This is a genomic window from Sinomonas sp. ASV486, assembly GCF_030908215.1.
In the GTDB taxonomy this organism is placed as follows: domain Bacteria; phylum Actinomycetota; class Actinomycetes; order Actinomycetales; family Micrococcaceae; genus Sinomonas; species Sinomonas puerhi.
The window spans coordinates 396,520-419,367 of sequence record NZ_JAVFJK010000001.1; the positions used below are offsets into that span (position 1 = coordinate 396,520).

General features: G+C 69.5%; 21 protein-coding genes. 16 read left to right on the forward strand and 5 right to left on the reverse strand.

Annotation, left to right across the window (positions count from 1 at the left end; translation table 11 throughout):
- Nucleotides 1-14: 14 nt before the first annotated feature.
- A complete protein-coding gene (locus RBS60_RS01820) occupies nucleotides 15-341 on the reverse strand; it encodes a hypothetical protein (protein ID WP_307955792.1) in 327 nt (108 codons plus the stop codon).
- Nucleotides 342-497: 156 nt separating this feature from the next.
- On the opposite strand from RBS60_RS01820, the gene RBS60_RS01825 reads away from it, so the two are divergent.
- The 14 genes from RBS60_RS01825 (at nucleotide 498) to RBS60_RS01890 (ending at nucleotide 16,233) form a co-directional block, all read left to right on the forward strand.
- Nucleotides 498-1,289 carry a TIM barrel protein gene (locus RBS60_RS01825; RefSeq protein WP_307955793.1) on the forward strand — a complete coding sequence of 264 codons (792 nt, stop codon included), beginning with the start codon at nucleotides 498-500 and terminating at the stop codon, nucleotides 1,287-1,289.
- A gap of 45 nt (nucleotides 1,290-1,334) precedes the next feature.
- Nucleotides 1,335-2,267 carry a 2-hydroxy-3-oxopropionate reductase gene (locus RBS60_RS01830; protein ID WP_307955794.1) on the forward strand — a complete coding sequence of 311 codons (933 nt, stop codon included), beginning with the start codon at nucleotides 1,335-1,337 and terminating at the stop codon, nucleotides 2,265-2,267.
- 187 nt (nucleotides 2,268-2,454) lie between these two features.
- Nucleotides 2,455-4,245: a glyoxylate carboligase gene (gene gcl, locus RBS60_RS01835; protein WP_307955795.1), complete on the forward strand. Its 1,791-nt coding sequence runs from the start codon at nucleotides 2,455-2,457 to the stop codon at nucleotides 4,243-4,245.
- A 10-nt stretch (nucleotides 4,246-4,255) separates the two neighbouring features.
- Nucleotides 4,256-5,449, forward strand: a complete 1,194-nt coding sequence (locus tag RBS60_RS01840; RefSeq protein WP_307955796.1) for a glycerate kinase — start codon at nucleotides 4,256-4,258, stop codon at nucleotides 5,447-5,449.
- Nucleotides 5,446-6,786, forward strand: coding sequence for an allantoinase AllB (allB, locus tag RBS60_RS01845; protein ID WP_307955797.1), 1,341 nt, complete (start codon nucleotides 5,446-5,448; stop codon nucleotides 6,784-6,786). Before RBS60_RS01840 ends, allB begins: the two co-directional genes overlap by 4 nt.
- Nucleotides 6,787-6,820: 34 nt before the next feature.
- Nucleotides 6,821-7,294 (forward strand): thioredoxin-dependent thiol peroxidase, encoded by a 474-nt coding sequence (gene bcp / locus RBS60_RS01850; RefSeq protein ID WP_307955798.1) that lies wholly within the window; start codon nucleotides 6,821-6,823, stop codon nucleotides 7,292-7,294.
- Between the two features lie 641 nt (nucleotides 7,295-7,935).
- A complete protein-coding gene (uraD, locus tag RBS60_RS01855) occupies nucleotides 7,936-8,463 on the forward strand; it encodes a 2-oxo-4-hydroxy-4-carboxy-5-ureidoimidazoline decarboxylase (RefSeq protein WP_307955799.1) in 528 nt (175 codons plus the stop codon).
- Nucleotides 8,464-8,467: 4 nt separating this feature from the next.
- Complete coding sequence (uraH, locus tag RBS60_RS01860; protein WP_307955800.1) at nucleotides 8,468-8,809, forward strand: hydroxyisourate hydrolase; 342 nt, start codon at nucleotides 8,468-8,470, stop codon at nucleotides 8,807-8,809.
- 6 nt (nucleotides 8,810-8,815) lie between these two features.
- The gene (gene pucL / locus RBS60_RS01865) at nucleotides 8,816-9,763 is read left to right on the forward strand and encodes a factor-independent urate hydroxylase (RefSeq protein WP_307955801.1); all 948 of its coding nucleotides are present in this window, start codon (nucleotides 8,816-8,818) and stop codon (nucleotides 9,761-9,763) included.
- A gap of 224 nt (nucleotides 9,764-9,987) precedes the next feature.
- Complete coding sequence (locus RBS60_RS01870; RefSeq protein ID WP_307955802.1) at nucleotides 9,988-11,487, forward strand: nucleobase:cation symporter-2 family protein; 1,500 nt, start codon at nucleotides 9,988-9,990, stop codon at nucleotides 11,485-11,487.
- A gap of 162 nt (nucleotides 11,488-11,649) precedes the next feature.
- On the forward strand, nucleotides 11,650-12,072 hold the full coding sequence (locus RBS60_RS01875; RefSeq protein WP_307955803.1) for a hypothetical protein: 423 nt from the start codon (nucleotides 11,650-11,652) through the stop codon (nucleotides 12,070-12,072).
- A 12-nt stretch (nucleotides 12,073-12,084) separates the two neighbouring features.
- Nucleotides 12,085-13,719 (forward strand): amidophosphoribosyltransferase, encoded by a 1,635-nt coding sequence (gene purF, locus RBS60_RS01880; protein WP_307955804.1) that lies wholly within the window; start codon nucleotides 12,085-12,087, stop codon nucleotides 13,717-13,719.
- A 56-nt stretch (nucleotides 13,720-13,775) separates the two neighbouring features.
- Nucleotides 13,776-14,930, forward strand: a complete 1,155-nt coding sequence (gene purM, locus RBS60_RS01885) for a phosphoribosylformylglycinamidine cyclo-ligase (RefSeq protein ID WP_307955994.1) — start codon at nucleotides 13,776-13,778, stop codon at nucleotides 14,928-14,930.
- 106 nt (nucleotides 14,931-15,036) lie between these two features.
- Nucleotides 15,037-16,233 (forward strand): cytochrome P450, encoded by a 1,197-nt coding sequence (locus tag RBS60_RS01890; RefSeq protein WP_307955805.1) that lies wholly within the window; start codon nucleotides 15,037-15,039, stop codon nucleotides 16,231-16,233.
- A 67-nt stretch (nucleotides 16,234-16,300) separates the two neighbouring features.
- On the opposite strand, the gene RBS60_RS01895 is transcribed toward RBS60_RS01890, so the two are convergent.
- Both RBS60_RS01895 and RBS60_RS01900 read right to left on the reverse strand, forming a co-directional pair.
- On the reverse strand, nucleotides 16,301-17,230 hold the full coding sequence (locus tag RBS60_RS01895; RefSeq protein ID WP_307955995.1) for a Sir2 family NAD-dependent protein deacetylase: 930 nt from the start codon (nucleotides 17,228-17,230) through the stop codon (nucleotides 16,301-16,303).
- 4 nt (nucleotides 17,231-17,234) lie between these two features.
- Nucleotides 17,235-17,453 carry a DUF3073 domain-containing protein gene (locus RBS60_RS01900; protein WP_307955806.1) on the reverse strand — a complete coding sequence of 73 codons (219 nt, stop codon included), beginning with the start codon at nucleotides 17,451-17,453 and terminating at the stop codon, nucleotides 17,235-17,237.
- A gap of 443 nt (nucleotides 17,454-17,896) precedes the next feature.
- Here RBS60_RS01900 and RBS60_RS01905 point away from each other — a divergent pair, with 443 nt between their 5' ends.
- Entirely contained in the window at nucleotides 17,897-18,316 is a 420-nt protein-coding gene (locus RBS60_RS01905; RefSeq protein ID WP_307955807.1) for a septum formation family protein, read from the forward strand.
- Between the two features lie 166 nt (nucleotides 18,317-18,482).
- Here the strand turns inward: RBS60_RS01905 and clpB are convergent, their stop codons facing one another.
- On the reverse strand, nucleotides 18,483-21,146 hold the full coding sequence (clpB, locus tag RBS60_RS01910) for an ATP-dependent chaperone ClpB (RefSeq protein ID WP_307955808.1): 2,664 nt from the start codon (nucleotides 21,144-21,146) through the stop codon (nucleotides 18,483-18,485).
- 178 nt (nucleotides 21,147-21,324) lie between these two features.
- Between clpB and RBS60_RS01915 the strand changes: the two genes are divergently transcribed.
- The gene (locus tag RBS60_RS01915) at nucleotides 21,325-22,245 is read left to right on the forward strand and encodes a DUF4031 domain-containing protein (RefSeq protein WP_307955809.1); all 921 of its coding nucleotides are present in this window, start codon (nucleotides 21,325-21,327) and stop codon (nucleotides 22,243-22,245) included.
- 66 nt (nucleotides 22,246-22,311) lie between these two features.
- Here RBS60_RS01915 and RBS60_RS01920 read toward each other — a convergent pair whose 3' ends face one another.
- Complete coding sequence (locus RBS60_RS01920; RefSeq protein WP_307955810.1) at nucleotides 22,312-22,833, reverse strand: 2'-5' RNA ligase family protein; 522 nt, start codon at nucleotides 22,831-22,833, stop codon at nucleotides 22,312-22,314.
- Between the last annotated feature and the right edge of the window lie 15 nt (nucleotides 22,834-22,848).

Sequence of the window (22,848 nt, forward strand, 5' to 3'; positions counted from 1 at the left end):
CCCGCGATGCGGAGTCAGCCGCCCCGGCCAGACCCCTCGACGAGTTCTTCTGCCCCGTCATCTGCTGGGGCCGCGAGCGCAGCGTCGTCGACGGATTTCTCCCCGCTCCCGGTCGGCGCGTCATGCTGATTCTGGGGCCGCCAGCTCAAGTGGACGGCCACGCCGTCTGCCTGGCTCTCGCACCTCATCACGATGTCCTGCCCCAGCAGATGCTGGTGTTCAAGGTAGTCCCTGTCGAGCTTGGCGGCCTCGAGGAGGCGGTTGAGGGCGACGGCCATGGCGCGACCCCAGTCGTGCGGGTCCTTGCTCGAGGCATGCTCCGTCGCGGTGTAGGTCGTCATGGCTCCATACTGCCCAACTTGGGCGGACTCAACCAGAGTCCAGAGTCCCGGACGGTTTGGTATCCAATCTGGGTTGACCCAGCTCACACTCTGCCTCTAGACTTTCATTCAGAGAGAATTTAATTCCACTATTCGAAATTTGAAGGGAAGCCGACCATGACGTTCACGGTGAACTGTTCCATCCTCCTCACCGAGCTGCCGCTGCTCGAGCGCCCGGCGGCGGCGAAGGCCGCGGGTTTCGACGCGGTCGAGTTCTGGTGGCCGTTTGCGGAGGCCGTGCCCGCAGACAAGGATGTCGACGCGTTCGTCTCCGCGATCCGGGACGCCGGCGTCCAGCTCTCGGGCCTGAACTTCTTTGCCGGCGACATGCCGGCCGGGGACCGAGGCCTCGTCTCATGGACCGGCCGCGAGCGCGAGTTCCTGGACAACATCGACGTCGTCGTGGGCATCGCCGAGCGCACGGGCACCAAGGCCTTCAACGCCCTGTACGGCAACCGCCTCGACGGCGTGGCGCCCGGGGAGCAGGACGAGCTCGGCGTCGCCAACCTCGTCGCAGCGGCACAGGGTGTGGGGCGGATCGGCGGCACCGTGCTGCTCGAGCCGGTCTCCGGCACTCCGGCCTACCCGCTCACGACGGCGGCGGACGCCCTCGCGGTCATCGCCAAGACCCAGGCGGCCGGCGTGGACAACGTCAAGCTCCTCGCCGACTTCTACCACCTCGCGGTCAACGGCGACGACGTCGCGGCCGTGATCGAGGAGCACGCCAAGGACTTCGGCCACATCCAGATCGCGGACAACCCCGGGCGCGGCGCTCCCGGCACCGGCACGCTCCCCCTCGGCGAGTGGATCTCCCGCTCGCGCGAGCTCGGCTACACCGGCTACATCGGCCTCGAATACAAGGCCCCCGCCGCCGACGCTTTCAACTGGGCCATCCGCCCCGTCGCCTGAGCACCAAGCACCAGCACGTACCCCAGCATTTCCCCAGGAGGACCAATGAGCAACGCATCCGCCAAGACCAACGCATCCGCCCAGACCAACGTTGCAGTCATCGGCCTCGGCATCATGGGCCTGCCCATGGCCGTCAACCTGGTCAAGGCCGGCCACACCGTCACGGGCTACAACCGCAGCGAGGACAAGGTCACCAAGCTCGTCGCGGAGGGCGGCCGGGGCGCATCAAGCATCGCTGACGCCGTCAAAGACGCCGAAGTCGTCATCACGATGGTCCCGGACTCCCCTGACGTCGAGGGCGTCGTCACCGGCAAGGACGGCGTGTTCGCCAACGCCCCGAAGGGCGCCGTGTGGATCGACGCGTCCTCGATCCGCCCGGACGTGGCGGTCCGTCTGGCCTCCCAGGCCCGCGAGGCGGGCCTCCGCCCGCTGGACGCCCCGGTCTCGGGCGGCGAGCAGGGCGCGATCGACGCGGTCCTGTCCATCATGGTCGGCGGCGAGAATGCAGACTTCGACGACGCGCTCCCCATCCTCCGGGCGGTCGGCAAGACCATCGTGCACGTGGGACCCTCTGGCTCCGGCCAGACCGTCAAGGCCGCGAACCAGCTCATCGTCGCCGTCAACATCCAGGCGCTCTCCGAGGCGATCGTCTTCCTCGAGGCCTACGGCGTCGACACTGACGCAGCCCTCACGGTCCTCGGCGGCGGCCTCGCCGGCTCCAAGGTCCTGGACCAGAAGGGCCAGAAGATGCTCGACCGCAACTTCGACCCCGGCTTCCGCCTGGCCCTGCACAACAAGGACCTCGGCATCGTCACCTCCGCCGCCCGAGAGGCCGGCGTCGTCGTCCCTCTGGGCGCGGCGGTCGCCCAGCTCGTCACCGCCCTCGTCGCCCGCGGCGACGGCGGCCTCGACCACTCCGGCCTGTTCAAGCTCACCGCCGAGCTCTCCGGCAAGAACCAGCCTTCCGGCAAAAACTAGCCTTCGACGCACGACGGCGACCACTCGCCGTCGTGCGCCCCACACCACTCACGCTGAACACACCTGCGGCGAGAGCGCCCACCCCACAGACAGCCGGCCCCGGGCGCGCAACCCCGGGGCCGGCCCACCACTTCCTCCGGCGACCCCTGCACCTGCACGGCGCCACCCTTTCTAAGGAGCATTCGACATGGCAAAGATGCGCACCGTCGACGCGATCGTGGCCATCCTGGCCAAGGAGGGCGCCACCGAGGCCTTCGGCCTGCCCGGCGCCGCGATCAACCCCCTGTACTCGGCCATGAAGGCCCATGGCGGCATCCGCCACACCCTCGCGCGCCACGTCGAGGGCGCCTCGCACATGGCGGACGGGTACTCCCGGGCCAAGGCCGGCAACATCGGCATCTGCCTCGGCACATCGGGCCCCGCCGGAACGGACATGATCACCGGCCTGTACGCTGCCCAGGCAGACTCCATCCCGATGCTGTGCTTCACGGGCCAGGCGCCCGTGGCGAAGCTGCACAAGGAGGACTTCCAGGCCGTGGACATCGAGTCCATCGCCAAGCCGCTGACGAAGATGGCCATGACCATCCTCGAGCCCGGCCAGGTGCCCGGCGCCGTGCAGAAGGCGTTCGCGCTCATGCGCTCCGGCCGCCCGGGACCCGTGCTCCTGGACCTGCCGTTCGACGTGCAGATGGCGCAGATCGAGTTCGACATCGACGCCTACGAGCCCCTGCCCGCCGAGAAGCCCCGCGCCACCCGCCGGCAGGCCGAGAAGGCCCTCGCCATGCTCACGGCCGCCGAGAAGCCGCTCATCGTGGCCGGCGGCGGCATCATCAACGCCGACGCCGCCGCGCAGCTGGTCGAGCTGGCCGAGACCCTCAACGTGCCCGTGGTCCCCACCCTCATGGGCTGGGGCGCGATCCCGGACGACCACCGCCTCATGGCCGGCATGGTGGGCCTGCAGACCTCGCACAGGTATGGCAACGCGACCTTCCTCGAGTCGGACTTCGTGATCGGGATCGGCAACCGCTGGGCCAACCGCCACACCGGCTCGGTGGACAAGTACACGGCCGGCCGCACGATCGTGCACGTGGACATCGAGCCGACCCAGATCGGGCGCGTGTTCTCCCCCGACTTCGGCATCGTCTCCGACGCCGGCGCGTTCCTCGACACGATCCTCGAGGTGGCCCGCGAGCGCCAGGGCGCCGGAACGCTGCCCGACTACACGGCATGGGCCCAGTCCGCCCAGGAGAAGCGCGGCCGCCTGCAGCGCAAGACGCACTTCGACAACGTGCCCATGAAGCCGTTCCGCGTGTACGAGGAGATGAACAGGGCCTTCGGGCCGGACACCACGTACGTCACGACGATCGGCCTGTCCCAGATCGCGGGGGCCCAGCTCCTGCACGTGTTCGGGCCACGCAAGTGGATCAACGCCGGCCAGGCCGGTCCGCTGGGCTGGACCGGGCCGGCCGCGCTCGGAGTGGTGCGCGGCAAGCCGGGCGAGACGGTCGTGGCGCTCTCGGGCGACTACGACTTCCAGTTCATGATCGAGGAGCTCGCGGTGGGCGCGCAGCACCACCTGCCGTACATCCACGTGGTGGTGAACAACTCGTATCTGGGGCTCATCCGCCAGTCCCAGCGCGGCTTCGAGATGGACTTCGAGGTCTCGCTCGCGTTCGACAACATCAACGCGGCGCCCGAGACCGGCACGGCGGCGGGCTACGGCGTGGACCACGTCAAGGTGGCCGAGGGCCTCGGCTGCAAGGCCATCCGCGTGGAGCACCCGGACGATCTGGGCCCGGCCTTCGAGAAGGCCCGCGCGCTCATGGCCGAGTACCGGGTGCCCGTGGTCGTGGAGTGCATCCTCGAGCGCGTGACCAACATCGCGATGGGCACGGAACTGGACAACGTGACGGAGTTCGAGGAGCCCGCCGCGCGCCACGAGGATGCCCCGACCGCCATCCTGGCCCTGCGCGCCTGAGGCACGACCGATGAAGATCGTCCTCGCCCCGGACAAGTTCAAGGGCTCCCTCACCGCGGCGGAGGTCGCCGAGGCGCTCGCCGCTGGCCTGGCCGAGGCACTCCCGGGGGCGGAACTCGTCCTGGTGCCTGTGGCCGACGGCGGCGAGGGCACCGTGAACGCGGCGCTCGGCGCGGGATTCGCCCCGCGCCGCGCTGCCGTGGCCGGCCCGACCGGCCAGACTCTCATCGCGGAGTTCGCTGTCTCTTCCGGACCCGAGCCCCTGGCAGGAGACGGCCCACGGACCGCGGTCATCGAGATGGCCGCGGCCTCGGGCCTCGATGTGCTCCCCGGAGGCGTCCTCGACCCCCTCGGCGCCACGAGCCTCGGCACGGGCCAGCTCATCCGCGCGGCGCTCGATGCGGGCTGCAGCGAGATCGTCCTCGGCGTCGGCGGGAGCGCGTGCACCGACGGCGGCGCGGGGATGCTCGCGGGCCTCGGCGCCCGGTTCACGGACGACGCCGGCCGCGACCTTCCGCTCGGGGGCGCGGCTCTCGCCCACATCGCCGCAGCGGACCTCTCCGGCCTCGACGCCCGGCTCGCCGGTGCGGGCGGATCCGCCAGGCTCACCCTCGCCGCCGACGTGGACAATCCACTTCTGGGGCCGAGCGGAGCGGCGGCCGTGTTCGGCCCGCAGAAGGGGGCATCGCCGTCGGACGTCGCGGAACTCGACGCCGCGCTCGCCCGGTTCGCCGGAGTCCTCGGCGCAGCGATGGGCCCGGCGGCGGCCGTGGCGAAGGATCTTCCGGGCGCCGGTGCGGCCGGCGGCGTGGGCTATGCGGCGCTCGCCCTGGGCGCCGCGCGGAGGAAGGGGATCGACGTCGTCGTCGAGTTCACCGGCCTGCGCGGGAAGCTCATCGGCGCGGACCTGGTCATCACGGGCGAAGGGAGCCTCGACGCGCAGTCCCTTTCCGGGAAGGCACCCGTGGGCGTGGCCGCCGAGGCCGCGGCCCTCGGGATCCCGGTGATCGCGGTGTGCGGGCGCAGCCAGCTCGACCCCGCGTCCCGCGCGCGCGCGGGGTTCAGATCAGTGCACGCGCTGACCGACATCGAGAGTGATGTCGCCACGTGCATGACGGAGGCCGCGCGCCTCCTGCGGCGGATCGGGAGAGATCTCGCCGCCTCCATCGTTGAGAACACGGACAGTAAGGAGCCTGTGCGGTGACTACCGAATACGACCTCGTGATCCGAGGGCAGAAGGTCCTCACGACCGCGGGCATCGTTGCCCGGGAAGTGGGCATCATCGACGGGCGCATCATTGCGCTCGAGCCCCTCGGAAATGCCCTGGTGGGCCGCGAGACCATCGAGCTGACCGAGGACGAGACCCTCATCCCCGGCCTCGTCGACACCCACGTGCACGTGAACGAGCCCGGCCGCACTGAGTGGGAGGGCTTCGCCTCCGCGACCAAGGCCGCCGCGGCCGGCGGCGTCACGACCATCATCGACATGCCGCTCAACTCCATCCCGCCGACCACGAACGTCGAGGCGCTCAAGCTCAAGCGGGCCGCGGCGCAGACCCAGTCGTTCGTCGACGTCGGCTTCTGGGGCGGCGCGATCCCGGGCAACACGGGAGATCTGCGCGCGCTCCACGACGAGGGCGTCTTCGGCTTCAAATGCTTCCTCCTCCACTCGGGCGTGGACGAGTTCCCGCATCTGGACGAGGACGAGCTCGAGAAGGACCTCGGCGAGATCGCCGGGTTCGACGGGCTCATGATCGTCCACGCCGAGGACTCCCGCGCGATCGACCACGCACCCAACCCCGAGGGCGATGTCTACGAGAGCTTCCTGCACTCGCGGCCGCGCGGCGCCGAGAACGTCGCGATCGCCCAGGTCATCGAGCGGGCCCGCTGGACCGGTGCGCGGGCGCACATCCTGCACCTCTCGTCGTCGGACGCCCTCGCGATGATCGCCTCCGCGAAGCACGACGGCGTCAAGCTCACCGTCGAGACGTGCCCGCACTACCTCACGCTCCTGGCCGAGGAGATCCCCAACGGCGCAACCGCGTTCAAGTGCTGCCCGCCGATCCGCGAGGCCGCCAACCGCGAGCTGCTCTGGAAGGGCCTCGAGGACGGCGTCATCGACTGCATCGTCTCGGACCACTCGCCGTCGACCATCGAGCTCAAGGACCTTGAGAACGGGGACTTCGGCGTCGCGTGGGGCGGCGTCGCGTCGCTCCAGCTCGGCCTCCCGCTCATCTGGACCGAGGCACGGCAGCGCGGGATCCCGCTCGAGCGCGTCGTGGAGTGGATGGGCCAGAGGCCCGCCGAGCTCGCGCGCCTGCAGCGCAAGGGCGTCCTCGCGCCGGGCTACGATGCTGACCTGGCGATCTTCGCCGCGGACGAGACGTTCATCGTCGACGCCGAGAAGCTGCACCACAAGAACCACATCACGCCGTACCAGGGCAAACCGCTCTCAGGCGTGGTGCGTCGCACCTTCGTGCGCGGAACCGAGGTGGGCTACACCGAGCCCACTGGCCAGCTGATCCGCCGCGGGACGGCGTGACAGCTCGCTTTCTGATGGATCCACAGGAGGAACTATGACAGCACTGACGAAGCTCGCCGCTGGCCAGCAGGCCCCCGATTTCACGCTCCCGGACGCCTCTGGGCACGAGGTCTCGCTCGCGGACTTCCGCGGCCGCCGCGTGGTCGTGTACTTCTACCCGAAGGCCGCGACGCCCGGCTGCACCACGGAAGCCTGCGACTTCCGCGACAGCCTCGACGCGCTCAACGCGGCAGGCGTCAGCGTCATCGGCATCTCGCCGGATCCTGTGGAGGACATCGCCTCGTTCGCCGAGGACTTCTCACTCACCTTCCCGCTCCTCTCGGACGACGGCGCGCAGGTGGCCCGCGAGTGGGGCGCCTGGGGCGAGAAGATCGTCAATGGCGAGGTGCGCGAGGGCATCCTGCGCTCGACCGCGGTCGTCTCCCCTGAGGGCGAGGTCGAGACGATCGACTACGGCGTCACGGCCGACGGCCACGTTGCCGCGCTGCGCACGAGGCTCGGCCTCTGAGCCACGCCGGCTAAGCTCAGCCACCGCGGTGGTTGAGCGACGTCGAAACCAGGGCCCCGGGCCAGTTCACGGACGATGAACTGGCCCGGGGCTCTCCTGCGTTCCCCTCCGGATCCGCCGAAGTCACCCCTCCCAACGCCGAGATCACCCCGTGCAGTGCCGAGATCACCCCGTGCAGTGCCGAGATCGCCCCATCCCACTCCGAGATCACCGCGTGTGAACGCGAGATCGCCGCGTGTGAGGCCGTGGACGGGGCGACGGCACCATGCCGGGCGTCCGGCAACATGCCCGTGGCTGGCCGCCCCCGATGACCCAGGCAACCCACGCGGTGATCTCACGCGCGGACGGGGTGACCTCAGTGCCACACGGGGTGACCTCAGTGCCACACGGGGTGACCTCAGTGCCACCCAGTGCCACACGGGGTGACCTCGGCAAGGGGTGAGAGTTCGGCGAGGGGTGAGAAGATTGTGTATCCCAAATCACGCGGATGTGTTGACAGTCACAGCACGATGAGCAAGAATAATTGCACGTGCTGAAATAACAGTTCCACGATACGAAACCCAGACGATGATCTGGACACCGATGTTCCGTATAGCCGTCACCGTGGATGCCAGCACTGAGCCGTTGAGGACCAGACAAGCATGCTGCTTGATCAGTTCAATGCCGCCCCCGCCGAGAAGGCAAGAGAGCTCCTGAAGCCTTGCCTCGACGTCGACCGCTGGGTCACAGAAATCGTCGATGCCCGCCCCTATGCGCGTCTCGACGATCTCCTGGCCACCGCACGGAGCGCGGCCCATCCATTCACCGACCAAGAGCTCGAGGCCGCACTCGCCCACCACCCCCGCATCGGGGACCGGGCAGAAGGCGCGAGCACCGAGGCGGGGATGTCCCGCAGCGAGCAGGCCGGCGTCGACCCTGCGGACCATGCGACCTCCGCGGCACTCGCCGAGGGGAACCGGGCCTACGAGGAGAAGTTCGGCCGGGTCTTCCTGATCCGCGCAGCCGGCCGGAGCTCCGAGGACATCCTCAAGGCCCTCCGCGAGCGCCTGGGCCATACGTCCGGGCAGGAGGTCCCCGTGGTTGCCGAGCAGCTCCGCGAGATCGCCGTGCTGCGTCTGCAGCAGAGCGTCCGGCAGAGCCCGCGGGCCCTCACCGAGCAAGGAGCCTGAGCGAATGAGCGCCTCACATGTGACCACCCACATTCTGGATACCGCGGCTGGGAAGCCGGCCGCAGGTGTCGCCGTCGAACTCTACGCCCGCGACGGCGAGGCATGGTCCCAGATTGGCACGGGCACCACCGATGCTGACGGGCGGGTGAAAGACCTTGGCCCCGAGCGGCTGGCGAGCGGCGACTACCGCCTCCAGTTCGCCACCGGAGCCTACTTCGCCGGCATCGGGCAGGACGCCTTCTTCCCGGAGGTATCGCTGACCTTCACGGTCAACGGCGCAGAGGCGCACTACCACGTGCCGCTCCTGCTGAGTCCTTTCGCCTATTCCACCTACCGAGGGAGCTGACCCGCCATGACTCCGAACAACGAGAACACCGAGAACACCGAGAACACCAGCAGGATCGTCCTGGGCAAGAACCAGTATGGCAAGGCCGAGGTCCGAGTCGTCAAGATCACCCGCGACACCGACCGCCACGAGATCGAGGACCTCAACGTCACCTCGCAGCTGCGCGGTGACTTCGACGCCGCGCACTTCGACGGCGACAACGCCCACGTGGTCCCGACGGACACCCAGAAGAACACCGTGTACGGCCTGGCCAGGGACGGCGTGGGCTCCCCTGAGGAGTTCCTCCTCCGCCTCGCGAACCATTTCACGTCGGAGTTCGGCTGGGTCATGGGCGGGCGCTGGGAGGCCGAGCAGTACGCGTGGGAGCGCATCGTCTCCCATGGGGAGGAGCACGGCCACTCGTTCGTCCGCAGGGGCCAAGAAGTCCGCAACGCTGTGGTCGTGAAGGACGGAGGCGCGGTCCAGGTCATCTCGGGCCTGAACGGCCTCACCGTCCTCAAGTCGACGCAGTCGGGCTTCGTGGGCTACCCGCAGGACCGCTTCACCACCCTGCAGGAGACCACGGACCGCATCCTCGCCACGGATGTCTCGGCCCGCTGGCGCTACAGCACAGAGGCGATCGCGAACGGCGCGGTGGACTTCAACAAGTCCTACGACGACGTCAGGGCGCTCCTGCTCGAGGGCTTCGCCGAGGAGTACTCCTACGCGCTCCAGCAGACGCTCTTCCAGATGGCCCAGAAGGTCCTGGACGCTCATCCCGAGATTGATGAGCTGCGCTTCTCGACCCCGAACAAGCACCACTTCCTCGTGGACCTCACGCCGTTCGGCCTCGACAACCCGAACGAGGTCTTCTACGCGGCAGACCGCCCGTACGGCCTCATCGAGGCGAACTTCCAGCGCGAGACCGTCACGGACGACAACAACGCGTGGGACGGGATCGCCGGCTTCTGCTGAGCCTCCCCGGGCTCTCATGCCAGCGTTCCCGCCCCTACGGAAGGCGCGCACGACGGCGGTGATCTCCGGCCGCCGTCGTCCTCCTTCCCTTCGCCTCACCTGAGGCGAGCCTGACCGCCGCGGGCGGCCCGCACTCCCTGGGCCGGCCGCCCGCGGCACCCATCCCCCATCAATCCCGTTCCCCGTTGCGCACTCGGAATATCCAGCTGACAAGGAGGTCCGCTATGTCCCGAAACCATGCGCCCGCACCCGGCTCCCAGAGCGCCGAGGCGGTCCGCCCCGAGGATCAGAAGCTGCCCATCGGCACCGCATTTGCCTACGGCTTCCAGCACGTCCTGACGATGTACGGCGGCATCATCGCGCCGCCGCTCATCATCGGATCGGCGGCCGGCCTCAAGGGGCCGGACATCGCGCTCCTCATCACGTCCTGCCTGTTCGTGGGCGGCCTCGCGACGCTCCTGCAGACGCTCGGCGTCAAGTGGTTCGGCTCGCAGCTGCCGCTCGTCCAGGGCACCTCGTTCGCCTCGGTCGCGACGATGCTCGCGATCGTGAGCGGCGGCGGAGGGATCCAGGCGGTCTTCGGCGCCGTGATCGCGGCCTCGCTCATCGGCCTCATCGTCGCCCCGTTCTTCGCGAAGGTCATCCACTTCTTCCCGCCGGTCGTGACCGGGGTCGTCATCACGACGATCGGCCTCTCGCTCACGCCCGTCGCCGCGAACTGGGCCCTGGGCGGCAACGCCAAGGCGCCGAACTACGGCGACCCGGCCAATATCGGGCTCGCGGCGCTCACGCTCCTGGTGATCATGATCCTCAGCAAGCTCGGCAGCGCCGTCATCTCGCGCCTGTCGATCCTCCTGGCGATCGTCATCGGCACGATCGTCGCGGCGTTCATGGGCATGGCCGACTTCTCCAAGGTCGGCACGGGCGCGATCTTCGAGCTGCCCCGACCGTTCGCGTTCGGTCTGCCCACGTTCGAGCCTGCCGCGATCATCTCGATGGTGATCGTGATCCTCGTCATCCTCACGGAGACCACCGCGGACATCCTCGCCGTCGGCGAGATCGCCGGATCGAAGATCGACTCGAAGCGCATCGCGAACGGCCTCCGCGCGGACATGCTCTCCTCGGCCGTCGCGCCCGTCTTCAACACGTTCACCCAGAGCGCGTTCGCCCAGAACGTCGGCCTCGTCGCCGTGACCGGCATCAAGTCCCGGTTCGCAGTGGCGGCCGGAGGCGGCGTCCTGGTGCTGCTCGGGCTCCTGCCCGTCCTCGGGCGCGTCGTGGCGGCCGTGCCGACGCCGGTGCTCGGCGGCGCGGGGATCGTCCTCTTCGGTACGGTGGCCGCCTCGGGCATCCGGACCCTGTCGAAGGTCGACTACAAGGACAGCATGAACCTGATCATCGTCGCGACGTCCATCGCGTTCGGCATGGTCCCGGTCATCAATCCCGCCTTCTACGGGCACTTCCCCGCGTGGTTCCAGGTGATCTTCGACTCGGGCATCAGCTCGGCGGCAATCATGGCGATCCTGCTGAATATCGTCTTCAACGTGGTCAAGCGCGGCACCCCGCACAACCCGTCGGTGTTCGGTGCCGCCCCCGTGCGCATCGTCCCCGAGGAGGTCCTCGAGTGCCTTGAGGACGGCGACCGCTGCGAGAACGGCAAGATCCTGGACAAGGACGGCAACGAGGTCCCGGTGAGGGCCGCGAAGGGAGCCCACGGCCACTGAGCCGAGCGCCAGGGACCCCGCAAACGCTCGCCAGAGACCCCACAACCCCCCTCGTTGTGGGGTCTCTGGCGGGGCTTTGCGGGGTCTCTGGCGGGGCGTTGTGGGGTCTCTGGTCACCTCGCTGGGTCAACACTCCATGGACCCGCCCGGTAGGCTTGTCCTATGCCCACCCAGCGCCAGATCACCGTTCGCCGCGCACCCAAGTACGTCCCGTTCCTCGTCGCGGGCGGCGTCCTGGGCGTCCTCATCGCGGCGATCACCTCCTTCTCGGTCCCGGCCCCGAAGGACTACACGCAGGGCTCGGTCTTCGGGTACTTCATGATCCTCTTCGCGGCGGGAGGACTGCTCCTCGGCGGTGTGGTCGCGCTCGTCCTCGACCGCATCTCACTGCGCCGTTCGCAGCGCGCAACGGTCGAGGAAGTCGACGGGCCGGCGGAAATCGACGAGCCGGCCGAGGTCCCGGCTGCTGCCGACCCGCACGACGGCGACCACTCGCCGTCGTCCGAAACCGGCACCGAGGCAGAGGCGCAGGCCACCGGAACGGCGCAGGAAGGCAACGGCGCGGACCCTGCCCCCGCTCCGTGAGACAATCAACCAGTGGTACGTGGTGACGGACTCCTCTCCCTTGATCTAGACCCCCTCGACAAAGGCCCCCAGGACGCCTGTGGCGTCTTCGGCGTGTGGGCGCCCGGCGAAGAAGTCGCCAAGCTGACCTACTACGGGCTGTACGCGCTGCAGCACCGCGGCCAGGAGTCGGCGGGCATTGCGACGAGCGACGGCGCGCGCATCAACGTGTACAAGGACATGGGCCTCGTCTCCCAGGTCTTCGACGAGTCGACCCTGAACACGCTCACGGGCCACCTGGCCGTCGGCCACTGCCGCTACTCGACGACCGGTGCGAGCCACTGGGCCAACGCCCAGCCGACGCTCGGCGCAACGGCCAACGGCACCGTGGCCCTCGCCCACAACGGCAACCTGACCAACACCGCCGAGCTCCGCGACATGATCGAGGAGCTCACGGGCGGCGAGCTCACGGGCGAGATGAAGCAGGGCAACACCTCGGACACCGCGCTCGTCACGGCGCTCCTGCAGGGCCAGAAGGGCCAGACGCTCGAGGACACGGCGATGGAGCTGCTCCCGAAGATCCGGGGCGGCTTCTGCTTCGTGTTCATGGACGAGTCCACGATCTACGCCGCGCGCGACACCTACGGCATCCGCCCACTGTGCCTCGGCCGGCTCGAGCGCGGCTGGGTCGTCGCGTCCGAGCAGTCCGCCCTCGCGACGGTCGGCGCGAGCTTCATCCGCGAGATCGAGCCGGGCGAGTTCATCGCCATCGATGAGAACGGCGTGCGCTCGCAGCGCTTCGGGAAGCCGACGCCGGCCGGCTGCGTCTTCGAGTACGTCTACCTCGCGCGCCCCGACGCCGCGATCAACGGCCGCTCGGTGTACGAGTCGCGCGTCGAGATGGGCCGACAGCTCGCCCGGGAGAACCAGCACGACGCCGACATCGTCATCCCCGTGCCCGAGTCCGGGACGCCCGCCGCGGTCGGCTACGCCGAGGAGTCCGGCATCCCCTTCGCGCACGGCTTCGTCAAGAACGCCTACGTGGGGCGCACCTTCATCCAGCCCTCGCAGACCCTGCGTCAGCTCGGCATCAGGCTCAAGCTCAACGCCCTCGAATCCGTGATCCGGGGCAAGCGGGTGGTGGTCGTGGACGACTCGATCGTGCGCGGGAACACCCAGCGGGCCATCGTGCGCATGCTGCGCGAGGCCGGGGCCAAGGAGGTCCACATCAAGATCTCCTCGCCACCGGTGAAGTGGCCGTGCTTCTACGGCATCGACTTCGCCTCGCGCGCCGAGCTCATCGCGAACGGCGCGACGATCGACGAGATCGCCCAGGCGATCGGCGCCGACTCCCTCGGGTACATCTCCGAGGACGGCATGATCAACGCGACTCTGCAGCCGCGCGAGCGCCTGTGCACGGCGTGCTTCACGGGGACGTACCCGATCGAGCTGCCGAGCGCGGACAAGCTCGGCAAGAACCTCCTCGAGCTCCGAGACGGCGCGCAGGCTTCCGGCGAGGACGGCACGGACGACGGCGCCGCCCACCTCGATCCCGTGGGCGACACCGAGACGGGTGGTCACGCCGGCTCGACGGGCTGCGACCCGGGCCCAGACGCCGAATTCGAGCCCCTGCTGACCGAGGCCGACAGGAAAGAGACGATCGCATGACCGCCCGCACCCCGCAGCCGACCCCTTCGAACTCCGCTTCGTCCGGCTCGGCCGGCATGACCTACCCTGCGATCACCTACGCTGACGCCGGCGTCGACGTCGAGGCCGGCGATCGCGCCGTCGAGCTCATGAAGGACGCCGTCAAGGCAACCCACAGCGCCTCGGTCCTGGGCGGCGTCGGCGGCTTCGCCGGGCTGTTCGACGTCTCGCGGCTCCTCACGTACAAGCGCCCCCTGCTCGCGACCTCGACAGACGGCGTGGGCACCAAGGTCGCGATCGCGCAGGCCATGGACGTTCACGACACGATCGGTTTCGACCTCGTTGGCATGGTCGTGGACGACATCGTCGTGGTCGGCGCCGAGCCGCTCTACATGACGGACTACATCGCGTGCGGCAAGGTCGTCCCCGAGCGGATCGCAGACATCGTGCGAGGCATCGCGGCGGCCTGCTCGGTCGCGGGAACCGCGCTCGTGGGCGGCGAGACCGCCGAGCATCCGGGCCTCCTGGGTGAGAGTGAGTACGACGTCGCCGGCGCCGCCACCGGCGTTGTCGAGGCCGACGCACTGCTCGGCCCCGAACGGGTCCGTGCGGGCGATGTCGTGATCGGCATGGCGTCCTCGGGTATCCACTCGAACGGCTACTCGCTCGTGCGCCGCGTCATCAACCACGCGGGCTGGGCGCTGGATCGACAGGTCTCCGAGCTCGGACGCACGCTCGGCGAGGAGCTCCTCGAGCCCACACGGGTTTATGCGGCCGACTGCCTCGACCTCGTGCGCGCCCTGAACGGCGCCGGCGGATCAGGCTCTGGCGGTGAGCTGGCACCTGTACTGCCGCTTCGCGGCTTCTCCCACGTGACGGGCGGCGGCCTCGCCGCCAACCTCGCGCGCGTCCTCCCCAAGGGCCTCCTCGCGACCGTGGACCGCTCCACGTGGGAACTCCCGGCGATCTTCAAGGTGGTCGCGGAGCTCGGCAACGTGCCGCAGGCCGACCTCGAGCGGACCCTGAACCTCGGTGTGGGCATGGTTGCGATCGTCGCGCCCGACGCCGCCGATGCCACCCTCGCGCGTCTCGCCGAGCGCGGACTCCCGTCCTGGGTCATGGGCCAGGTGTCGGAGGACGCGGAGACGGGGACCGCAGGGGACCCGGACTACGTCCAGGGCGCCAAGGGAGTCGACGGCGGCGCCGTCAGGCTCGTGAACGCCTACGCCTGACCCACCCCCCCGTCGGGGAGCACATCCTCGGCGTCGATGAGCCCGGAGGCCTAAGCCCGGCGACCCGGTCCTTCCCCCTGCCCGATGCATCTGGCACGGTTGTGCCATGGAGGAGACAACCGTGGACGCAGACGTTGAAGCAGCCCCCACCGCCGACTGGAACCCACGGGCCGCAGACGTCCAGGCAGACCAGATAGCGGCCTACGACGGCATGCGCGCCAGATGCCCCGTGGCCCTGGGCGAACAAGGGAACTGGGCCGTCTTCGGGCACGCCGACAACCGGAGGATCCTCAACGATCCCAAGACGTTCTCCAACGTCGTCTCGACCCATCTGACCGTCCCGAACGGGATGGACCCGCCCGAGCACGGGCCGTTCCGCGCGATCGTCGACAAGTACTACACGCCGTGGCGCATGCACGCCTTCGAGCCGGCCTGCCGCGCCATCGCGAGCCGGCTCGTAGCCGCGCTCCCCCGGCAGGCCGACGTCGAGGTCATGGCGGACCTCGCCGAGCCCTTTGCCAACGAGGTCCAGTGTGCGTTCATGGGCTGGCCCGAGACCCTCCACGGGCCCCTGCGCGAATGGACCCGGAAGAACCACGCCGCCACACTGAGCATGGACCGGGCGGCCATGTCCGCGATCGCGCTCGAGTTCGACGGGTACATCCGCGAGCAGCTCAACCTGCGGCGCGACCGTGCGCGCCTTCCCAGCGGCGGCACGCCCGACGCCACGTCCGAGCTCCTGGCCGAGGAGGTCGAAGGCCGGCCGCTGACCGACGAGGAGATCGTCTCGATCGTGCGCAACTGGACGGTCGGCGAGCTCGGAACGATCGCCGCGAGCGTCGGGTCCATCGCGAAGTTCCTCGCCGACCATCCGGACATCCAGGCGGACCTCCGCGCGCGGAGGCACGACGGCGGCCTGCTGGCCCGGGCGAGCGACGAGATCCTGCGCCTCGACGCACCGCTCATCGCGAATCGCCGCCGCACGAGAGCCAGCGTCGAGTTCGGCGGCCGGACCATCCCAGCGGGCGAACGCGTGGTGGTGCTCTGGGCCTCGGCCAACCGGGACGAACGGGTATTCCCAGACCCCGACGAGTTCAGGCTCGACCGCAACCCGGCCGACAACCTGCTCTATGGGGAGGGCATCCATGCGTGCCCGGGCGCACCGCTTGCCCGGCTCGAGCTGAGTGTGCTCATGCAGGAACTGCTCGGCGCCACAACGTCGATCGAGCTCGCGTCCAACGCGCCGGTGCGAGCCACGTATCCATCCGGTGGATGGAGCAGCGTATCGGTACGCATCGCCTGACCCGCCCGAGGGTGCGCCCCCGTCGAGCGAACCTGACGGCCCGTGCGTCGCGGCCCATGCGGCGCGGTCAGAGTGCCGCGGAGAGCTCCCCGAGCGCCTCGCCGACGTCAGCACGCCACCGCCAGTCGGCGCGGGAGTCACCGCGCGTGGGGCCCTGGTTCACGATGCCCACGGGCTTGCCCTCGCGCACGGCGTCGAGGACAAACCGGAAGCCGCTCATGACCGCAAGGGATGACCCCAGCACGAGGAGGCTGCGCGCAGAGGCGAGCATCGCCGTCGCCCGCTGCTTGCGTTCGAGCGGGACGCTCTCGCCGAAGTACACGACGTCCGGCTTGAGCGCGTCTGAGCCGCAGACGAGGCACGGGACCATGACGAACCGGCCGACCCAATGCTCGTCGAGCTCGACGTCTCCGTCGGGGTTGACTGCCGCGGGATCGTGCGAGACGGCCTCGGAGTAGCCTGGGTTGGCCTCGGAGAGGCGCGCGTCGAGGCTCCTCCGTGCTTCGAGGTTGCCGCAGTTGAGGCACACGACCCTGTCGAGGTCGCCATGCAGCGTCACGAGGTTGTTGGTCCCGGCCGCAGCGTGAAGCCCGTCCACGTTCTGGGTCACGACGCCGGCGATGTACCCTCGCCGCTCGAGGTCGGCGATGATCCGGTGCGCCCGGTTCGGCTCGGCACGGTTGAGGTGCCGCCAGCCGATGAAGCTGCGCGCCCAGTAACGGTGCCGCGCCGCCGGATCGTGGCGGAACTCCTGATAGGTCATGGGCCGGTGCTTGCGCCACGACCCCTGCGGGCCGCGGTAGTCCGGGATGCCTGATGCCGTGGAGACCCCCGCGCCGGTCACGACAAGCACGGCCCGTTCACCGAGCATTCCGAGGATGCCTTTGCGGGCGACGCCGGGGGGCTGGGGTTCGGCGGTCTCCGTCACCTCGCGCGCAATAGACCGCAAGGCAGCTGCATGCGCTCCTGCGATGGCGGGGTGCTGTAACGAGTTCAGGGCCTCAACCGATCCGGCGAGAGTCCTCGTCCTCGTCCTCGCCTCCAAATTGATCCGCGTACTCCGAGTCGTCCTGCTCGGGTTCCTCAGCATATCGATGAGAAGTATGGCCGGTCTGAGAGCCCAGTTCCCGCTCGAGAGCCGCGTAGTCAGTGCTCGGGCTGTAGTACTTGATGTCCCGAGCCTGCTTGGTTGCCTTAGCCTTTTGACGGCCGCGCCCCATGGCGTGACCCCCTTTTTGCGTCGTTCCGGAGGTTGTCGCGAAGGCACGTTCGCGAGGCCCCAGAGTGTCTGATCAATTTGTCGTAGGTCTAGACTACATGTAATTCCAGCCGACCGCGCATCCGCGCAGCGATGGCTACTGGATGGCCACTGGCCGTGTGAGCTACAAGGAAGCGAGCCCAGTGCATGAGCACGTCCTACCCCCCTGGGGCACCACGACGGGGTAATTTTCCGCCCCCTCCCCCGCGACCCACGAGGTCACCGCTCGGCGCCGGACCGACCCCGCCGGACCCCGCAGCGCCCGCGCGCCCAGCCGCTGCGAAGCGCCGCCCGTCTCTCAGCAAGGGAGCCCGGAGTGTCCGGAAGCCAAAGGAGGCTCCGGCCAGCCCGGTCGGGACGAGGCGTGAGCAGCGCAGGCGCCGCAAGCGCCGCGGCCCCCTCTTCGTGATCACCGCGCTCCTGGCGGTGGGGCTTGTCATCTGGGGCATCTCGGCCTTCGCCAGCGCTGGGAGGCCCAAGACGGCCGTCGAGTCCACGGCGTACGCGAAGGGCGACTGCTTCGCCGACTTCGACGCCGCCGCGAACTCGGGCGACAAGGTGACCTGCACCGACCCGCATTCCGCACAGCTCGTCGGCGTCGAGAACGCCGGCGACGCCGAGGCCTACCCCGGGCGCGATGCCCTCGAACAGCGCGCCAGCCAGCTGTGCAAGGCCCCGAACATCGTGCTGCCCGGGGACACCAGCAACCTCAAGCAGCGGTCGGCCTATCCGAGCCAGGACGGCTGGAAGGGCGGCGACCGCCGCATGGACTGCTACATCCTGAGCACGAACGGGAACACACTCACCGCATCATTCCTCCACTGACCCCCCGCCGAGGTCACCCCATGTGAGCGCGAGGTCACCCCGTGCGAGCGCGAGGTCACCCCGTGCGAGCGCGAGGTCACCCCGCGTGACGTCGACATCGCGCCCGAGAATCCGATCTCGGCGCCACCCGGGGTGACCTCGGCGCCACCCGGGGTGACCTCGGCGGCTACTGGACTGCGGGTACCTTGCGCCTGACGCTCAGGCCGCTCGTCGCACCGGTGAGGTCCTTGAGATCCACCTCGACGTCGGCAACGTCGACGAGGACCGTGTCGCCGTCGACAATCTCCCCGGCGAGGATCTCCTTGGCGAGCCTGTCACCGATCTCGCGCTGCACAAGGCGCCGCAGCGGCCTCGCACCGTAGGCCGGGTCGTAGCCGGTCATCGCGAGCCACGCGCGGGCGCCGTCGGTGACCTCGAGCGTGAGCCGGCGCTCCGTGAGGCGGGCCTGGAGCGAGGCAACCTGCAGCTCGACAATCCTGGACAGTTCGTCGACGGAGAGCGCGTCGAACATGATCACGTCGTCGAGCCGGTTGAGGAACTCCGGCTTGAACGAGGCATTGACCACGCTCATGACGGCATCCCGCTTCGAGCCCTCGCTCAGTGAGGGGTCCACGAGGAACTGGCTCCCGAGGTTCGAGGTCAGCACGAGGATCACGTTGCGGAAGTCCACGGTGCGGCCCTGGCCGTCCGTGAGCCGCCCGTCGTCGAGGACCTGCAGCAGGATGTCGAAGACCTCGGGGTGGGCCTTCTCGACCTCGTCGAGGAGGATCACCGAATACGGCCGACGCCGCACTGCCTCGGTGAGCTGACCGCCCTCCTCGTAGCCGACGTACCCGGGAGGGGCTCCGACGAGGCGTGCCACGGTGTGCTTCTCCGAGTACTCGCTCATGTCGATGCGCACCATGGCGCGCTCGTCGTCGAAGAGGAAGTCCGCGAGCGCCTTGGCGAGCTCGGTCTTGCCAACTCCGGTCGGGCCGAGGAACAGGAACGAGCCCGTGGGGCGGTTCGGGTCGCTGATCCCGGCGCGGGCGCGCCGCACGGCGTCCGAGACCGCACTGACCGCCTTCGCCTGGCCGATGAGCCGCTTGCCGAGCTCCGCCTCCATGTGCAGCAGCTTCTGGCTCTCGCCCTGGAGCATGCGCCCTGCGGGGATGCCGGTCCACGCCGAGATGACCTCGGCGATGTCGTCCGCCGTGACATCCTCGGCGACCATCTTCTTGCCTGCGCCCCGCTCGCGCCCCCCGGTGCCCTCGGCGGCTTCCGCCTCGGTCGCGGCAGTTGCCTCTGAGAGTTCGTGCTCGAACGTCGGGATCTCGCCGTAGAGGATGCGGGAGGCCTCGCCGAGGTCGCCCTCGCGCTGGGCCTTGTCAGCGAGGGAACGGAGCTCGTCGAGCTTCGACTTGAGTTCGCCGACGCGGTTGAGGCCGGTCTTCTCGGCTTCCCAGCGCGCGTTGAGGGCGGCGAGCTCCTCCTTTTTGTCCGCCATGTCCTCCCGGAGCGCGGCCAGCCGCTCGATGCTCGCGGCGTCCGCCTCGCCGTCGAGCGCCATCTCCTCCATCGTGAGACGGTCGACGGCGCGGCGCAGCTGGTCGATCTCCTCCGGCGCCGAATCGATCTCCATGCGCAGGCGGGACGCGGCCTCGTCGACAAGGTCGATGGCCTTGTCCGGGAGCTGGCGTCCGGAGATGTACCGGTTGGACAGCGTTGCTGCCGCGACGAGCGCGGAGTCGGCGATGGCCACCTTGTGGTGCGCCTCGTAGCGCTCCTTGAGCCCGCGGAGGATCGCGATCGTGTCGTCCACGCTCGGCTCGCCCACGAACACCTGCTGGAAGCGGCGCTCGAGTGCCGCGTCCTTCTCGATGTTCTGGCGGTATTCGTCGAGGGTCGTCGCGCCGATGAGGCGCAGCTCGCCGCGGGCCAGCATGGGCTTGAGCATGTTGCCGGCGTCCATCGAGGAATCGCCGGTAGCGCCCGCGCCGACCACCGTGTGGATCTCGTCGATGAACGTGACGATCTGGCCCTCGGAGGCCTTGATCTCCTCGAGGACAGCCTTGAGCCGCTCTTCGAACTCGCCGCGGTACTTGGCGCCAGCCACCATGGAACCGAGGTCAAGTGAGATGAGGGTCTTCCCGCGCAGGCTCTCCGGGACGTCGCCCGCCACCATGCGCTGGGCGAGGCCTTCGACGACGGCGGTCTTGCCGACGCCCGGCTCGCCGATCAGCACGGGGTTGTTCTTGGTGCGGCGCGAGAGGACCTGGATGACCCGGCGGATCTCGGAGTCGCGCCCGATCACCGGGTCGAGCTTGCCGGACCGTGCGATGGCGGTGAGGTCCGTCCCGTACTTCTCGAGCGCCTGGAACGTCCCCTCGGGGTCCGGGGAGTCCACCTTGCGGTCGCCGCGGACGCCGTGCAGGGCGGCCTTGAGCGACTCGAGGGCGGCGCCGTTGTCACGCAGCGCCTTGCCGACCGCGCCGCCGTCGGCCGCGAGCCCGAGGAGGAGGTGTTCGGTCGAGACGAAGGAGTCGCCCATCTGCTCGGCCTGCTGCTGCGCGGCGCTGATGACCTGCAGCCCCTGACGGCTGAGCTGGGCCTGCGCCACCGTGGTTCCTGAGCTTGAGGGGAGCGCCTTGATGGCGGTGCTCGCGGCAACGCTCACGGCGTCCGGGTCCGCTCCCGTGGCGCGCAGGAGGGCGACGGCGACGCCCTCGCGCTGGTCCATGAGCGCCTTGAGGAGGTGCGCCGGTTCGATCTGAGGGTTGCCCGCCGTCGACGCGTTCATCGCGGCGGCCGACAGCGCCTCCTGGCTCTTGGTAGTGAATTTGACGTCCAAAACGAGCTCCCTTCCACGCAGCTTCCAGACCCATCCAACCGCGCTGACCTCACTCAGGTCAACGCATCTAAGTTGAGTGTAGATGACTCAGGTCTGGAGAACAAAAGCCAGCGGGCAGGGAATTGCCCCTGCGGGACGAAGTCACACGGACCGGGCATCCGGTGGCATGCTGGTGCGCATGGCGATCCTCATCGATTCCCCTATCTGGCCCGCCCACGGGACGGTGTTCGCCCATCTCATCTCGGACACCTCGCTCGCGGAGCTGCATGCCTTCGCGGCCGCAGCAGAGATTCCCGAACGCGCCTTCGACGAGGACCACTACGACGTCCCCGAGCGCCGCCACCACGAACTCGTAGCGCTCGGAGCCCACGAGGTCTCGGGCAGGCATCTGGCCCGCACGCTCATCGCGTCGGGCCTGCGCATCCCCGCACGCGAGCGCGCGAAGGCCCTCGAACTGCCCCTGCTCCAGCGGTGGGACGCCGCACTCCCCGGGCGCGGGGACCTCGGCCGCGAGCTTCTGGACCGCTGGGCCGAGCCGCACCGCCGCTACCACACGCGCGCCCATCTCTTCGCGGTCCTGACGTCCCTGGAGGTGATCGCCGACGGGGGCGCGTCCCCGCGAGAGGTACCGCGCGCCGTCGTCCTCGCGGCGTGGTTCCACGACGCCGTGTACCGGGCTGGCCTCGGCGGTGCTGCGCCCGCTTCCGACGAGGAGGAATCTGCGCTGCTGGCCGAGGACCGTCTCTCCGCTGCGGGCCTGTCCGACGCCGAGATCGGCGAAGTGGGCCGGCTCGTCCGGCTCACCGCTGGGCACTCCCCCGAGACGCACGACGCCGCGGGGCAGCTCCTGTGCGACGCCGACCTCGCGGTACTGGGCCGCGACCAGAACGGGTACCGCCGGTATGCGGGACAGGTCCGGGCCGAGTTCGCCCATGTCCCGGACAACGCCTTCCGCGCGGGCCGCGCCGCGGTCCTCAATCAGCTGCTCGGGCTGGATCCGCTGTTCCACACAACCGCCGGGCGCTCGCTGTGGGACGCCCGCGCGCGTGAGAACCTGCGGACGGAGCTCGCCGCAGGCTCCTGGCTCGCCCAGTACTGAGGGCTCGCCCCCAAGGACCCGGGGTCACGTCCCAAGCACGCGGGGTCACGTCCCAAGGACCCGGGGTCAGCCGGCGTCCGATGTGCCAGCGTTCGATGTGCCCTCGCCCCACTCCCCGATCGGCATGCGCCACTCGGCGTCCCCGTCCGGGGCCATGTCCACGAGCGACACGCCGCCAAGGAGGACCGTCTGCCCCGGGTGGACGCGTCGCTCGCCCTGAACGGACACGTGCGGCCGGAAGCCCCGGCCGGTGTGATGGGGGCTGTGAATTCGCCCCCCGCCCGCGGCCACCGCCTTGAGGATCCGCTCGTGCAGGGCCTGCAGGCCGGCGTCGTGCTCCACGAGCGAGACCTGCACCCGGCCTCGATAGCCGAAGGCGGCGTCGTGCCCGATCCGGACGCGGAGCGGCTCACAGCACGAAAAGGCCCCGGAAGCCGCCGTCAGGGCGGCCTCCGGGGCCATATCGAAGCGCAGGAGCGTCACGTGCAGCGGCCAGTGCCGCTTTCCGAACCGCTGCCCGACACCCGTGGCCTCGACGAACGCCACCGCCACGAACGGGTGGAGGCCTTCCTCTGGTTCATCCGCCACGGGAGGTGGAACGGA